Origin of the sequence: Microbacterium thalassium (genome assembly GCF_014208045.1) — a bacterium.
Taxonomy (GTDB): Bacteria; Actinomycetota; Actinomycetes; order Actinomycetales; family Microbacteriaceae; genus Microbacterium; species Microbacterium thalassium.
The window spans coordinates 2,873,902-2,886,930 of the sequence record NZ_JACHML010000001.1 but is presented as its reverse complement, the minus strand read 5'-3'; the positions used below and the strand labels follow the sequence as shown (position 1 = coordinate 2,886,930).

Below are 13,029 nucleotides of genomic sequence, written 5' to 3'. Positions count from 1 at the left end.
CGTCGCGCCGCCCCCGGGCGGCCGATCCGCCTGCTCACGCACGGGGAAGGTCCCTTCATGTCCGCTGTCCGCTCCCTTTCGCGCTTCGGCGTCGCCGTCGCGCTGGCCGCCGCGGCCGCGCTGTCGGCCGCCGTCCCGGCATCCGCCCACGACGACCTCGTCCGCAGCGACCCCGCCGAGGACGCCGCGCTCGCCGCGGCCCCCGCCCAGGTCACGCTGGAGTTCACGGACGAGGTGCTCACGGTCGGAGCCGTGATCGTGGTCGTCGACGCATCGGGCGCCGACTGGGTCGACGGCGACCTCGAGATCCGCGAGGGCACCGTCGTCGCGCCCCTCGAGAAGGGCATGCCCGACGCCGGCTACGAGGTGCGCTGGCGCGTCGTGTCGGCCGACGGCCACCCGATCAGCGGGCTCATCCCCTTCACCGTCGGGGATGCCGAGCCGCTCGCGCGCGAGAGCGCCGCGGGCGCGTCGGGGGACTCCGAGGCGGAGGCGTCGGGCGACACCGGAACTCAGATCACACAGGAGGGCGGCATTCCACGTGTCGTCCTGATCGGCGGGATCGGGGCGGCCGTGGCCGCGGCCGGATTCGCCGCCGTCACCCTCATCCGCCGCCGCGCGAGCGTCGCCGGCGGCACCGGCACCGGCACGAATTCCGCCGGGTCGGAAGACCGAAAGGAATCCCTGTGATCGCACGCACCACCCGCCTCGGCGTCCTCGCCGCCGTCGCCGCCCTCGCCCTGACCGGCTGCGCGACCGGCACGTCGGCCTCGAGCGATGAGGCCGTCTCCGCCGCCGCCGACGTCGTCACCGTCTCGGACGCCTGGGTCAAGGCCGCCGATGAGGGCATGACCGGAGCCTTCGCCGAGCTGGAGAACGACGGCAGCGCCGACGTCACCGTCGTGGCCGCCTCGACGGACGCCGCCGCCATGGTCGAGCTGCATGAGACCGCGATGGGCGACGACGGCGAGATGGCGATGAGCGAGGTCGACGGCGGCTTCGTCGTCACCGCCGGCGGCACCCACGTGCTCGAGCCGGGCGCCGACCACATCATGCTCATGAGCCTGACCGGCCCCCTCGCCGCCGGCGACGAGGTCACCATCACGCTCACCTTCTCCGACGAGTCGACCCTCGAGTTCACCGCGCCCGTCAAGGACTTCAGCGGCGCGAACGAGAACTACGACGAGGGCGAGGACGACATGGAGATGGACGAGTGACCCCCTCCGACCGGGAGCCGCGCCCCGGTCGGGCGGCCTCGACCCGGCGGCAGTTCCTCCTCGGAGGGGCCGTCGTCGGGGCCGGGGCGGCGGCCGCCATCGGCATCGACTACGCGCTGAACGGCGGACGCGAGGACGCCGCGGCGACCGCGTCCGCGCAGGCGCCGCTCAACGGCACCGTCACGGTTCCCTTCCACGGCGTCCACCAGGCGGGGATCGACACGGATGCCCAGGCTCACGGCCTGTTCGTCGCCCTCGATCTGCACGACGACGTCGACCGCGACGGGCTTCGCCGCATGATGAGCATCCTCACCGACGACGCGCGCCGCCTCACGCAGGGCGAAGCGGCACTGGCGGACTCCGAGCCCGAGCTCGCCGTCGCGCCCGCGCGGCTCACGGTGACCTTCGGGTTCGGCCCCGGCTTCGTCGAGCGGGCGGGCGGCGCCAGGCCCGCGTGGCTGCAGCCGCTGCCGGCGTTCTCGATCGACCGGCTCGCGGGCACCCACGACGGCGGCGACCTGCTGCTGCAGATCGCCGCCGACGACGCGCTCACGGTCTCGCACGCCGCGCGCATGCTGCTGAAGGACGCGCGCGGCTTCGCGTCGGTGCGCTGGACGCAGAGCGGCTTCCGCCGCGCCCACGGGTCGGTGGCGCCCGGCACGACGATGCGCAACCTGTTCGGACAGGTGGACGGCACCGCCAATGCGACGCCGGGCACCGCGGAGTTCGACCGCGTCGTGTGGAGCTCGGACGGCTGGCTCGCGGGCGGCACGAGCATGGTCGTGCGCCGCATCGCCATGGACCTCGAGGGCTGGGACAAGCTCGACCGCTCGGGCCGCGAGCAGTCGGTCGGACGGACCCTCGCCAACGGCGCGCCGCTCACGGGCGCCGACGAGCACGACGAGCCCGACTTCGAGGCGACCACGCCCATCGGGTTCCCGGTGATCCCCGAGTTCTCGCACATGCGCCGATCGCGCAGCGACGACGAGGGCGAGCGCATCTTCCGCCGCTCGTTCAACTACGACGAGTCGCCCGCAGCCGGCGAGATCTCCGATTCCGGGCTCGTGTTCGTCTCGTTCCAGGCGGACGTCGACCGTCAGTTCGTGCCGATCCAGCGCCGCCTGGACGAACTCGACCTGCTGAACCAGTGGACGACGCCGATCGGCTCCGCCGTGTTCGCGATACCGCCCGGCTGCGCCGAAGGCGGCTACATCGGCGAGACGCTGCTGGCCTGAACCGGCGGGTGCGGCAGCGCGGGCCCGGTGGCACCATGGGCTCATGCCGGAGTCGCCCGAGGTCGACGCGCTCGTCGGGTTCCTCGACGACTCGCTGCGCGGACGCCGCATCACCGGCATCGAGGTCGTCGAGTTCCGCGCGTGGAAGAGCAGGGACCGCCCGCCCGAGTCGTTCATCGGCGCCCCGGTGACCGGCGTGCGGCGATTCGGCAAGCATGTCGCGCTGCTGACCGACCGCGACGATCTCGTGATCGGTCTCGGCCGCGCCGGGTGGATCCGCATCCGGGCGACCGGCGACGCCGCCGCGGCCGAGGACGAGCCGCCGGCGATCGTGGGCTTCGCCTTCGACGACGGGACGACGCTCGAGGTCACGGATGCGGGGGAGTGGCTCTCGATCGCGGTCACCGCCGCGGAGGACCCCGTGCTCGCGGGCTCCGTCGCACGGCTCGGGCCCGATCCCCTCGGGCAGACGTACACGCGGGCGGACTTCGACCGGGCGCTCGGCACCCGCCGCAAGCAGCTGAAGGCGCTGCTCCAGGAGCAGCAGAGCATGGCCGGCATCGGCAACGCCTACTCGGACGAGATCCTGCACGCGGCCGGCCTGTCGCCGGTCGTGCGCGCATCCGACCTCGACGACGCCGAGCGCGACCGGCTCTACGCGGCCGTGCGCACCGTGCTGTCCGACGCCGCGCGCGATCGCCGCGGCATCCCGATCTCCGATCAGAAGGCGGCCAAGGTCGCCGCGATGCGCGTGCACGGCCGCACCGGCGAGCCGTGTCCCGTGTGCGGCGTCGCGATAGAGGATCTCCCCGGCTCGAAGGGCGGAGCCCAGTACTGCCCGGGGTGTCAGACGGGAGGGGTGCCGCTCGGCGGCTGACCGGCGCGCGTGCGCGTGGCGGATCGCCGCGCGCAGCCGATCAGTGGAAGCCGGCCGGCAGGTCCGCGCCCGACTCGTCGGGCTTGCGGATCAGCACGGCGCTGATCAGCAGCGGCACCGAGACGATCGCCGCGAGCAGGAACGCCGCGCGGGTGCCGCTCACGCCCGCGGCGGTCTCGGCGGCGCCGGCGGCGACCTCGGACGCGGAGACGCCCGAGAAGATCGTCACCAGCAGCGCGATGCCGGCGGCGCCGCCGACCTGCTGGGTGGTGGCGAGCACGGCGGAGCCGTACGAGTAGAAGGGCCGGTCCAGCGAGGCGAGGGAGGCCGTGAACAGCGGCGTGAACGACATCGCGAGGCCGAGCGAGAGCACCGTCTGGGCGATCGCGATCGTGAGGATCGTGGTCGACTCGTCGTAGGTCGTGTAGAACCACAGCATGGCGCTGGTCAGCGCGGTCCCCGGGATCAGCAGGACCCGCGTGCCCCAGCGGTCGTAGATGCGACCGATGACGGGCCCGGCCAGGCCCATCACGAGCGCTCCCGGCAGCACGACCAGCCCGGTCTCGAGCGCCGAGACGCCCAGCACGCTCTGCATGAACAGCGGCAGCAGCGTGATCGTGCCGAAGAACGCCGTCGACATCACGAGCATGTGGACGATCGACAGCGTGAAGTTGCCCGAGCGGAACACGCGCAGATCCAGCAGCGCGTCGTCGATGCGCTGCAGGACCAGCTGGCGCCACACGAACAGGCCGAGCGCGACGACCGCGACCGACAGCGACACCCACAGCGACACCGTGGACACGGTGCCGGCGGCGGCTTCGGCCGCCGTGGCCGCCTCGCCGCCGTGGGCCGCGGCGCCCCCGATCTGGCTGAGGCCGAACACGAGTCCGCCGAAGCCGAGGGCCGACAGGACGACGGAGAGGGCGTCGATCGGGGCGTGCGTCGGCTCGCCGAGGTTGACCATCCACCGTGCACCGGCGGCGAGGGCGAGCACGGCGATCGGGAGCACGAAGCCGAAGATCGAGCGCCACCCGACCGCGTCCAGGAGGAAGCCCGACAGCGTCGGGCCGATCGCGGGCGCGAGCGAGATGACGACGCTGACGCGGCCCATCATGCGGCCGCGCGACGCGGGCGGCACGAGCTCCATGAGCGTCGTCATCAGCAGCGGCATCATGATGGCCGTGCCGGAGGCCTGGACGACGCGGGCCGCCAGCAGCACTTCGAATCCGGGCGCGAGCAGGGCGATCAGCGTGCCGAGCGAGAACAGCGACATCGCCGCGATGAACATCGCGCGGGTCGTGAAGCGGCGGAGCAGGAAGCCCGTGATGGGGATGACGACGGCCATCGTCAGCATGAACGCCGTGGTGAGCCACTGCGCGGCGAGGGCCGTGATGCCGAGGTCGTCGATCAGGTGGGGGATCGCCACCCCCATCGTCGTCTCGTTGAGGATGGCGACGAAGGCGGCGGCCAGCAGCAGCCAGATGACCCGGTTCTCCTCGGGGCGCAGCGCGTCTCCCGCACCCCGGGGCACGGGAATGCTCCCCGTGCGGCTCATCCCGGCGGCTGTCATGCCCACCTCTTTCGGCTCGTCGGATTCGGCGAAGCCACCCGAGGATGGCAAGCCTCCAGGATAACCGCGCGCGTGCGCACGGCATTCCCGATGTCCGCCGGGCGGGACATCGATTCCGGACGTGCCGGGCTCGGGTCAGTCGTCCCCGGGCGGGGTCCACTCCTCCGAGCCGATGGCATCGGTGGGGGCCGGAGTCGGCTCCTCCCTCGCCAGGTCCGCGGGGAGCGGGCTGATCAGCTCCTCCTCGGGGATCTTCTTCAGCTCGTCGATCTCGTCACGGAGGGCTTCGAGGTCCTCGCCGTCGGGGATGTCGCCGGTGCCGCTCATACGGCCGAGCCTAGTGTCTTCGGGCGCGGATAGGCTGGGCCCTCATGAGCATGGGCATGCGGGGCGGCGGGGGCGGCCACGGGGGCGGTCCGCCGGCGTTCCGCGGCGTCGACATCGAGGCGCAGAAGCGGCTGAACGCGCAGGCGCCGAAGATCCCGCACCTGGGCGCACGCGTCGTCGCGCTGTTCCGCCCGTACACCGGCCGCATCGCCGTCACCGCGCTCCTGGTCGTCGCCGGCGCCGCGATCGCGGTGATCCCTGCGCTGCTGGTGCAGCGCGTGTTCGACGAAGCGCTGTTCCCCCTCTCGGGCGGCGGTCCCGATCTGCCGCTGCTGTGGGAGCTCGTCGGGGCCATGATCGGGCTGTTCCTGCTGTCGGCCGCCCTCGGGGTCGTGCAGACGTGGCTGACCTCGACGGTCGGCAACCGCGTGACCGGCGACCTGCGCGTGCGCCTGTTCGACCACCTCCAGGCGATGGAGCTCGGATTCTTCACGCGCACCAAGACGGGGGTCATCCAATCCCGTCTGCAGAACGACGTCGGCGGTGTGTCGGGGGTCCTGACCAACACCGTCACGAGCATCCTGGGCAACGCCGTGACCGTCATCGCCTCGCTCGTGGCGATGGTGATCATCGATTGGCGCCTCACGCTCATCGCGGTCGTGATGATGCCGTTCCTCGTGATCGTGCAGCGGCGCGTGGGGCAGGTGCGCGCGCGCATCGCGGGCGAGACGCAGGAGTCGCTGTCGGAGCTGACCGCCATCACGCAGGAGACCCTGAGCGTGTCGGGCATCCTGCTGTCGAAGTCGTTCAACCGTCAGCGCACCGAGTCGGCCCGCTACGGCGACGAGAACGTCAACCAGGTGCGGCTCCAGGTGCGACGCGCGATGAGCGGCCAGGGGTTCTTCGCGGTCGTGCAGGTGATGATGGCGAGCGTCCCGGCCGTCATCTACCTCGTGTCCGGGTACTTCGTCGCCGGCGGCGCCGACACCATCACGGCGGGCACCATCGTGGCGTTCACGACGGTGCAGGCCCGGCTGCTGATGCCGCTCATGGGCCTCATGCGCGTGGCGCTGGACGTGCAGACCTCGGCGGCGCTGTTCGCCCGCATCTTCGAGTACCTCGACCTCGTGCCCGCGATCACCGACGCCCCCGATGCGATCGGCGTCGAGGACGCGCCGGGCCCGGTCGGGCGGATCGAGTTCCGCGACGTCGTGTTCCGGTACCCGGATGCCGGCCCCGACGCGCGCGCGACGCTCGACGGCGTCAGCTTCGTCGCCGAGCCGGGTCGCCACGTGGCGTTCGTCGGGCCTTCGGGTGCGGGCAAGACCACGATCCTGTACCTCACGCCGCGCCTGTACGAGGCCTCGGGCGGCAGCGTGCTGTTCGCCGGCGCCGACGTGCGGGGGCTGCGCCAGGAGTCGATCGTCGACCACGTCGGGATCGTGTCGCAGGAGACGTACCTGTTCCACGCGAGCATCCGCGAGAACCTGCGCTACGCCAAGCCCGAGGCGACGGATGCCGAGATCGAGGGCGCCTGCCGCGCCGCGAACATCCACCACGTGATCGCCGGATTCGAGCGGGGCTACGACACCGTCGTGGGAGAGCGCGGCTACCGGCTGTCGGGCGGCGAGAAGCAGCGCATCGCGATCGCGCGCGTGCTGCTGAAGGACCCGCCGGTGCTGCTGCTGGACGAGGCCACCTCGGCGCTGGACACCGTGTCGGAGCGCGTCGTGCAGGACGCCATCGACGCCGCCGCACGCGGGCGCACGACCCTCACGATCGCCCACCGGCTGTCGACGGTCGTCGGCGCCGACCGCATCCACGTCGTCGAGGCGGGGCGCATCGTCGAGACCGGCACGCACGCGGAGCTGCTCGCTGCCGGCGGGCTCTACGCCGATCTCGCCGCCGAGCAGCTCGCGGCATCCCGCATCATCGACGCCGAGGAGGCCGCCGAGTCCGGCCGATCCGCGTGAGCGGGGCGTCTGCCGGCCGGAGCGTCGGGCGCGGTCAGGCGCCGGTGCGGACGGCCTCGACGGAGGCGCGCAGCGCGTCGGCCACCGGCTCCAGCGACCCCGCGAGCGATCGCGGGAAGGTGAACCGGACCGACGTGCGGGCAACGTCCGGATCGATCCCCAGCGCGACGAGCACGTGCGAGGGCTCGTCGCTGCCGGCGGCGCACGCCGAGCCGCTCGAGGACACGACCCCGCGGCGCTCCAGCTCGAGCAGCACCGCCTCGCCGCTGGTGCCCTCGAACGTGAAGCTCGCGGTGCCGGGGAGCCGGTTCACGGGGTCACCCGTGAGCCGGGCCGCAGGGATGTCGGCGAGCACGTGCGCGATGAAGGCGTCGCGGATCGGCGTCACGCGCTGCGAGGCCTCGGCGCGCTCGGCCTCGGCCAGCTCGAGCGCCACCGCGAACCCGACGGCGCCGGCGACGTCCTCGGTGCCGCTGCGCCGCTCGCGCTGCTGACCGCCGCCGTGGATCAGGGGCTCCAGCGGCACGCGGCCGCGCACCGCGAGCACGCCGGTGCCCTTGGGGGCGCCGATCTTGTGCCCGGCGATCGAGATCGCGTCGTAGGCGAGGTCGGCGGCCGACAGCGTCAGCCACCCGGCGGCCTGCACGGCGTCGACGTGCAGCGGCACGACGTGCGCGCGGCACACGTCGGCGATCGCCGGCACGTCCTGCACGGTGCCGATCTCGTTGTTGGCGTACCCGAGGCTCACGAGCGCCGTGTCCTCGCGCAGTGCGCCGGCGACGGCATCGGGATCCACGCGGCCGAGCCCGTCGACCGGCACGTGCGTGATCTCGAACCCGTGGAGCCGGTGGAGGTACTCCGCCGACGCGAGCACCGATTCGTGCTCGATCGGCGAGGTCACGACGTGCCGGCTGCCGCGGTGGGCCATGGCAGCCAGCGCGATGCCCTTCACCGCGAGATTGTTGGCCTCGGTGCCGCCCGACGTGAACACGACGGCCCCCGCGCGCATCCCGAGGACGCGCGCGACGCGTCGGCGCGCGTCGTCGAGGGCAGCGGCGGCCCGCTCGCCGACGGTGTGATGGCTCGAGGGGTTGCCGTACACCTGCGTGAGGTACGGCGTCATCGCCTCGAGCACCTCGCGTCGGATGGGTGTGGTCGCGGCGTTGTCGAGGTAGAGCATGATGCGTCAGGACGCGGAGACCCGCACGTCCAATCCGAGGTCGAGCGCGCGCGCCGAGTGCGTGAGTGCACCGACCGAGATGACGTCGACGCCCGTCTCGGCGATGTCGCGCACCGTGTCGAGGGACACGCCCCCCGACGCCTCGACCGTCGCGCGGCCCGCGATCTGCGCGACGCCGGCGCGAAGGTCGGCGAGCGAGAAGTTGTCGAGCATGATCGTGCCGACGCCGGCGGCGAGCACCGCGTCGATCTGGTCGAGCCGGTCGACCTCGACCTCGACGTGCATCGTGTGCGGCAGGCGCGCGATCGCGCCCTGGAGCGCGGCGGTCACCGACACTCCTCTCTGCGCGAGCACGGCCAGGTGGTTGTCCTTGGCCATCACCGCGTCGGACAGCGAGTGGCGGTGATTGTGGCCGCCGCCGCTGACGACGGCATGCCGCTCGAACGCGCGCAGGCCCGGCGTGGTCTTGCGCGTGTCGGCGATGCGGGCGCCGGTGTGGGCGACCTCGGAGACGTAGCGGGCGGTGAGCGTCGCGATGCCGGCCATGCGCTGGACGAAGTTCAGGCCCACGCGCTCGGCCGTCAGCACGGCGCGCGCCGGGCCGGTCACGGTCGCGAGCACGGCTCCGGGTCCGAAGCTCTCGCCGTCGCGCACGAGCAGCCGGACGTCGATCGACGGATCGGTCAGGGCGAACGCCGCGGCGAACACATCGCCGCCGCTGAACACACCCGCCTCGCGCGCGATCAGGTCGGCGTGCGCGTGCGCGGTCTCGGGGATGAGGGCCTCGCACGTGACGTCACCCCACGGTGCGTCCTCGTCGAGCGCGGCGGCCACGGTGTGGTCGATCACGGTGCGGGTCAGCATGCGATGCCTCCGAGACGCTGGGGCTCGTGTGCGGACGCCCACGGACTCCCGTGCGCGTGGTCGCCGGCCCCGGCGGAGACCGCGTCTGCGGCCGGGATCCGCTGAGCGAGGTCCGCGGCGTCGGAGCGGAAGTGCGCTCCGGCCGACTGCCGGCGCGCACGGGCCGCGGCCACGAGCCGCTCCGCGACCAGCAGCAGGTTCTCGTCCTCGTACATGCGCTCGCTGCGCGGCGCGCGGCTCTCCGCGCGCCATCGGGCGATCACGTCGGCCGCGTGGGCCAGCCCGGCCTCGTCGCGGACGAGGCCGGCGTCCTCCCACAGCAGCTCCTGCAGGGCGCGTCGCGAGAACGGCTGCGCACCGTCTCGACCGGCGGGCTCGCCCGCCGCCGGAGCCGGTGCGGGGGAGACGAAGTGCGACACAGCCGGCCATGCGCCCGAGGCGATGTCGGCGGCGATCGCGTCGCCGGCGCGCGCGCCGAACACGGCCCCCTCGAGGAGCGAGTTCGAGGCGAGACGGTTGGCGCCGTGCACGCCGGTGCGCGCGACCTCGCCCACCGCGTAGAGCCCCGGGACCGATGTGCGGCCGTCGAGGTCCGTGACGACGCCGCCCATCAGATAGTGCGCCGCGGGCGTCACGGGGATCGGCTCGCGGGCCCAGTCCAGACCGCGCTCGCGGACGGCCCGGTCGATCGTGGGGAACCGCCGCGCGAGGAACGCCGCGCGCTCGTCGGCGTCGTCGGAGTGCAGCCCGGTGGCGTCGAGCACCACGGGGCGTCCGCCCTGGCGGTCCATCGCGGTCGCGATCGCGCGCGCGACGACGTCGCGAGGCGCCAGTTCGCCGTCCGGGTGCGCATCAAGGGCGAAGCGATGGCCGCTGTCGTCGCGCAGCACCGCGCCCTCCCCGCGCACGGCCTCCGACACCAGGAACGCCTCGCCGACCGCCAGGATCGTCGGGTGGAACTGGAAGAACTCCAGGTCCGCGACGGCCGCGCCCGCGCGCAGCGCCGCAGCGATGCCGTCGCCGGTCGCGACGGCGGGGTTGGTCGAGTGCGCGTAGAGCTCGCCGGCTCCGCCGGTCGCGAGCACGACCGCATCCGCCTCGATCCGGCGGCGGTGGCCGGTGACCGCGGGTGCGGCATCCGTCTCGTCGCGCTCGCCGACGAGCAGGTCGACGCCCCGGACGCGTCCGTCGTCCCGCACGAGGTCGATCAGGAACGCGTGCTCGATCACCTCGACGCGGCTCGCGCGCAGTCGCGCGACCAGCGCCTTCTCGATGACCGTGCCGGTGGCATCCCCGCCGGCGTGGAGGATCCGCGGATACGAGTGCGCGGCTTCGAGACCCTTCACGAACGCGCCGTCGTCGCCGCGGTCGAACGCGACGCCGAGGGCGACGAGCTCGCGGATGCGGTCGGGGCCCTCCTCGACGAGCACGCGCACGGCGTCGGGGTCGTTGAGGCCCACCCCGGCGGTCATCGTGTCGCGGACGTGGTCCTCGGCCCGGTCGTCGTCGAACATGACGCCGGCGATGCCGCCCTGCGCGTAGCGGGTGTTGGCGTGCTCGAGCACGTCCTTGGTCACCAGCGTCGCCGTGCACCCGTGCTCGACGGCGTGCAGGGCGACGGTCAGCCCGGCGATGCCCGAGCCGACGACGACGACATGAGGCGTCGTCACGCGGGGACCCCGGACTTCTCGACGCGGCCTGCCGGGGGCTTGGCGGCCAGCATCCGCTGGAGGGCCACACGGGCCGGCTCGGCGACGTCGGCGGCCACCTCGATGCGGTTGACGACCTCGCCCGCGACGAGCCGCTCGAGCACCCAGGCGAGATAGCCGGGGTGGATGCGGTACATCGTCGAGCACGGGCACACCACGGGGTCGAGGCAGAAGATCTCGTGCTGCGGGTTCTGGGCGGCCAGGCGCTGCACGAGGTTGACCTCGGTGCCGATCGCGAAGGTGGTCGGCTCGGCGGCGTCCTCGATCGCGCGGCGGATGTAGTCGGTGGAGCCTGCCTCGTCGGCGGCGTCCACGACCTCCATCGGGCACTCCGGGTGCACGATGACGCGCACGCCCGGGTGCTCGGCGCGGGCCTGGGAGATCTGGTCGACGCTGAACCGGCGGTGCACCGAGCAGAAGCCGTGCCACAGGATCACGCGGGCGTCTGCCAGCGCCTCTTCGCTCGAGCCGCCCAGGGGCTGACGCGGGTTCCACATCGGCATCCGCTCGAGCGGCACGCCCATCGCCTTCGCGGTGTTGCGTCCCAGGTGCTGGTCGGGGAAGAACAGCACGCGGCGGCCCCGCTCGAACGCCCACTCCAGCACCGTGCGCGCGTTCGAGGACGTGCAGACGATGCCGCCGTGGCGGCCGACGAAGCCCTTGATGGCCGCGGACGAGTTCATGTAGGTGACGGGGATGACCGGCACGAGCCCGTCGGCATCCTGCGCGTCCATGTCGCCGTAGACCTCTTCGAGCTGCTCCCAGCACTCCTCGACCTGGTCGATGTCGGCCATGTCGGCCATCGAGCAGCCGGCGGCGAGGTTCGGCAGGATCACGGACTGCTCCGGCCCCGAGAGCATGTCGGCGGTCTCGGCCATGAAGTGCACGCCGCAGAAGACGATCGCCTCGGCATCCGGGTGCTCGAGCGCCGCGTTCGCGAGCTGGAACGAGTCGCCCACGTAGTCGGCGTGACGGACGACCTCTTCGCGCTGGTAGAAGTGGCCGAGCACGACGAGGCGGTCGCCGAGGGTCTCCTTCGCGGCGCGGATGCGTGCGTCGAGCTCCTCTTCGGAGGCCTCGCGGTACTCCAGCGGCAGCTCGCCCTGGCGGGGCGCGCCCGTGGGGATCACGTCGCCCATCGACGAGCCGGGACCGTAGCCGGGGCGCTCATCGAAGTTCCAGGGGCCGGCGGCGAGATCGGTGTTGCAGGTCTCGCCCACGAGGGCGCCCGAGACGATGGCCTGGATCTCGTGGTCGACCGAGGGATCGATCTCGGGACGGGGCAGCAGGTTCAGGTTCACAGCGGGCATGGCACTACTCGATTCAGTGACGGGTGGACAGCGGCCCGCGCTCGGCGAGCTCGACGTCCTGGTCGTACCGGTACAGGCGCGCGGGGCGATGCGCTCCCGTGCGGAACCGGTCGGTGGGGATGAGGGTTCCGGAGTTCTCGGCCTGGCGGCGGAAGTTCGCGGGGTCCAGGCGCCGGCCGAGGATCGACTCGTACACCTCGCGCAGCTCGGCGAGGGTGAACTCGTCGGCCAGCAGGCCGTGCGCGATGCGGCTGTAGCCGACCTTGTTGCGCAGGCGCCACAGGGCGTATCCGACGATCTCGTTGTGGTCGAAGGCGAGACGGGGGAGGGATGCCGCGTCGAACCACGCGGTGTTCTCGATGCCGGCATCCGGGATCTCGTCGGCGCGGATGAGCGCCCAGTAGACGATCGACACCACGCGCGCGGGAGAGCGGTCGACGGCGCCGAACGCGTACAGCTGCTCGAGGTAGCTCGGCTCGAGCCCCGTCGTCTCGGCGAGCGTGCGGGATGCCGCTGCCTCGAGACTCTCGGCGACGTCGAGCCAGCCGCCCGGGAGCGCCCACAGTCCTTCGTGAGGATCCCGCGTGCGACGCACGAGGGGCAGCGCCAGCTCCATGCGGTCGGTCCGCGGATCGCGCCGGATCGTGAAGATCACGGTGGACACGGCGACGCGCGTCGCGTCCGGCGGTGCGGAGGCGAGCGGCGTGGCGGTGGCTGCGGTTGTTTGTGTCATGGTGACTCTAACTTCGCACCCGATCTTAGTGTCA

General features: G+C 72.8%; 12 protein-coding genes. 5 read left to right on the top strand and 7 right to left on the bottom strand.

What is annotated here, in order from left to right:
• Nucleotides 1-57: 57 nt before the first annotated feature.
• Genes HD594_RS13425 through HD594_RS13410 form a run of 4 tightly spaced genes read left to right on the top strand, consistent with a single transcriptional unit; the run spans nt 58 to nt 3,329 of the window.
• Complete coding sequence (locus HD594_RS13425; protein ID WP_184751429.1) at nt 58-690, top strand: copper resistance CopC family protein; 633 nt, start codon at nt 58-60, stop codon at nt 688-690.
• Entirely contained in the window at nt 687-1,217 is a 531-nt protein-coding gene (locus tag HD594_RS13420) for a copper chaperone PCu(A)C (RefSeq protein ID WP_184751428.1), read from the top strand. Before HD594_RS13425 ends, HD594_RS13420 begins: the two co-directional genes overlap by 4 nt.
• Complete coding sequence (locus HD594_RS13415; protein ID WP_184751427.1) at nt 1,214-2,452, top strand: Dyp-type peroxidase; 1,239 nt, start codon at nt 1,214-1,216, stop codon at nt 2,450-2,452. Before HD594_RS13420 ends, HD594_RS13415 begins: the two co-directional genes overlap by 4 nt.
• Nucleotides 2,453-2,495: 43 nt before the next feature.
• A complete protein-coding gene (locus HD594_RS13410) occupies nt 2,496-3,329 on the top strand; it encodes a DNA-formamidopyrimidine glycosylase family protein (RefSeq protein WP_184751426.1) in 834 nt (277 codons plus the stop codon).
• Between the two features lie 40 nt (nt 3,330-3,369).
• On the opposite strand, the gene HD594_RS13405 is transcribed toward HD594_RS13410, so the two are convergent.
• Together HD594_RS13405 and HD594_RS13400 are read right to left on the bottom strand one after the other, a co-directional pair.
• Nucleotides 3,370-4,884: an MDR family MFS transporter gene (locus HD594_RS13405; RefSeq protein WP_184752871.1), complete on the bottom strand. Its 1,515-nt coding sequence runs from the start codon at nt 4,882-4,884 to the stop codon at nt 3,370-3,372.
• A gap of 150 nt (nt 4,885-5,034) precedes the next feature.
• Nucleotides 5,035-5,226: a hypothetical protein gene (locus HD594_RS13400; RefSeq protein WP_184751425.1), complete on the bottom strand. Its 192-nt coding sequence runs from the start codon at nt 5,224-5,226 to the stop codon at nt 5,035-5,037.
• Nucleotides 5,227-5,276: 50 nt separating this feature from the next.
• Here HD594_RS13400 and HD594_RS13395 point away from each other — a divergent pair, with 50 nt between their 5' ends.
• A complete protein-coding gene (locus HD594_RS13395; RefSeq protein WP_373877186.1) occupies nt 5,277-7,199 on the top strand; it encodes an ABC transporter ATP-binding protein in 1,923 nt (640 codons plus the stop codon).
• 34 nt (nt 7,200-7,233) lie between these two features.
• Here the strand turns inward: HD594_RS13395 and HD594_RS13390 are convergent, their stop codons facing one another.
• From HD594_RS13390 to HD594_RS13370, 5 genes are read right to left on the bottom strand one after another with little or no spacing between them, the layout of a single operon-like run.
• On the bottom strand, nt 7,234-8,379 hold the full coding sequence (locus tag HD594_RS13390) for a cysteine desulfurase family protein (RefSeq protein WP_184751424.1): 1,146 nt from the start codon (nt 8,377-8,379) through the stop codon (nt 7,234-7,236).
• Between the two features lie 6 nt (nt 8,380-8,385).
• Entirely contained in the window at nt 8,386-9,243 is an 858-nt protein-coding gene (gene nadC, locus HD594_RS13385) for a carboxylating nicotinate-nucleotide diphosphorylase (RefSeq protein ID WP_184751423.1), read from the bottom strand.
• Nucleotides 9,237-10,913 carry an L-aspartate oxidase gene (nadB, locus tag HD594_RS13380; RefSeq protein WP_184751422.1) on the bottom strand — a complete coding sequence of 559 codons (1,677 nt, stop codon included), beginning with the start codon at nt 10,911-10,913 and terminating at the stop codon, nt 9,237-9,239. The genes nadC and nadB overlap by 7 nt, the downstream gene beginning before the upstream one ends.
• Nucleotides 10,910-12,262, bottom strand: a complete 1,353-nt coding sequence (gene nadA / locus HD594_RS13375) for a quinolinate synthase NadA (RefSeq protein ID WP_184751421.1) — start codon at nt 12,260-12,262, stop codon at nt 10,910-10,912. Before nadA ends, nadB begins: the two co-directional genes overlap by 4 nt.
• A 13-nt stretch (nt 12,263-12,275) precedes the next feature.
• A complete protein-coding gene (locus HD594_RS13370; protein WP_184751420.1) occupies nt 12,276-12,995 on the bottom strand; it encodes an NUDIX hydrolase in 720 nt (239 codons plus the stop codon).
• Between the last annotated feature and the right edge of the window lie 34 nt (nt 12,996-13,029).

Coding starts and splice junctions, on each gene's coding strand:
- HD594_RS13425 (WP_184751429.1), top strand. CDS start 58: ATGTCCGCTGTCCGCTCCCTTTCGCGCTTCGGCGTCGCCGTCGCGCTG.
- HD594_RS13410 (WP_184751426.1), top strand. CDS start 2,496: ATGCCGGAGTCGCCCGAGGTCGACGCGCTCGTCGGGTTCCTCGACGAC.
- HD594_RS13405 (WP_184752871.1), bottom strand. CDS start 4,884: ATGAGCCGCACGGGGAGCATTCCCGTGCCCCGGGGTGCGGGAGACGCG.
- HD594_RS13400 (WP_184751425.1), bottom strand. CDS start 5,226: ATGAGCGGCACCGGCGACATCCCCGACGGCGAGGACCTCGAAGCCCTC.
- HD594_RS13395 (WP_373877186.1), top strand. CDS start 5,277: ATGGGCATGCGGGGCGGCGGGGGCGGCCACGGGGGCGGTCCGCCGGCG.
- HD594_RS13390 (WP_184751424.1), bottom strand. CDS start 8,379: ATGCTCTACCTCGACAACGCCGCGACCACACCCATCCGACGCGAGGTG.
- nadC (WP_184751423.1), bottom strand. CDS start 9,243: ATGCTGACCCGCACCGTGATCGACCACACCGTGGCCGCCGCGCTCGAC.
- nadA (WP_184751421.1), bottom strand. CDS start 12,262: ATGCCCGCTGTGAACCTGAACCTGCTGCCCCGTCCCGAGATCGATCCC.
- HD594_RS13370 (WP_184751420.1), bottom strand. CDS start 12,995: ATGACACAAACAACCGCAGCCACCGCCACGCCGCTCGCCTCCGCACCG.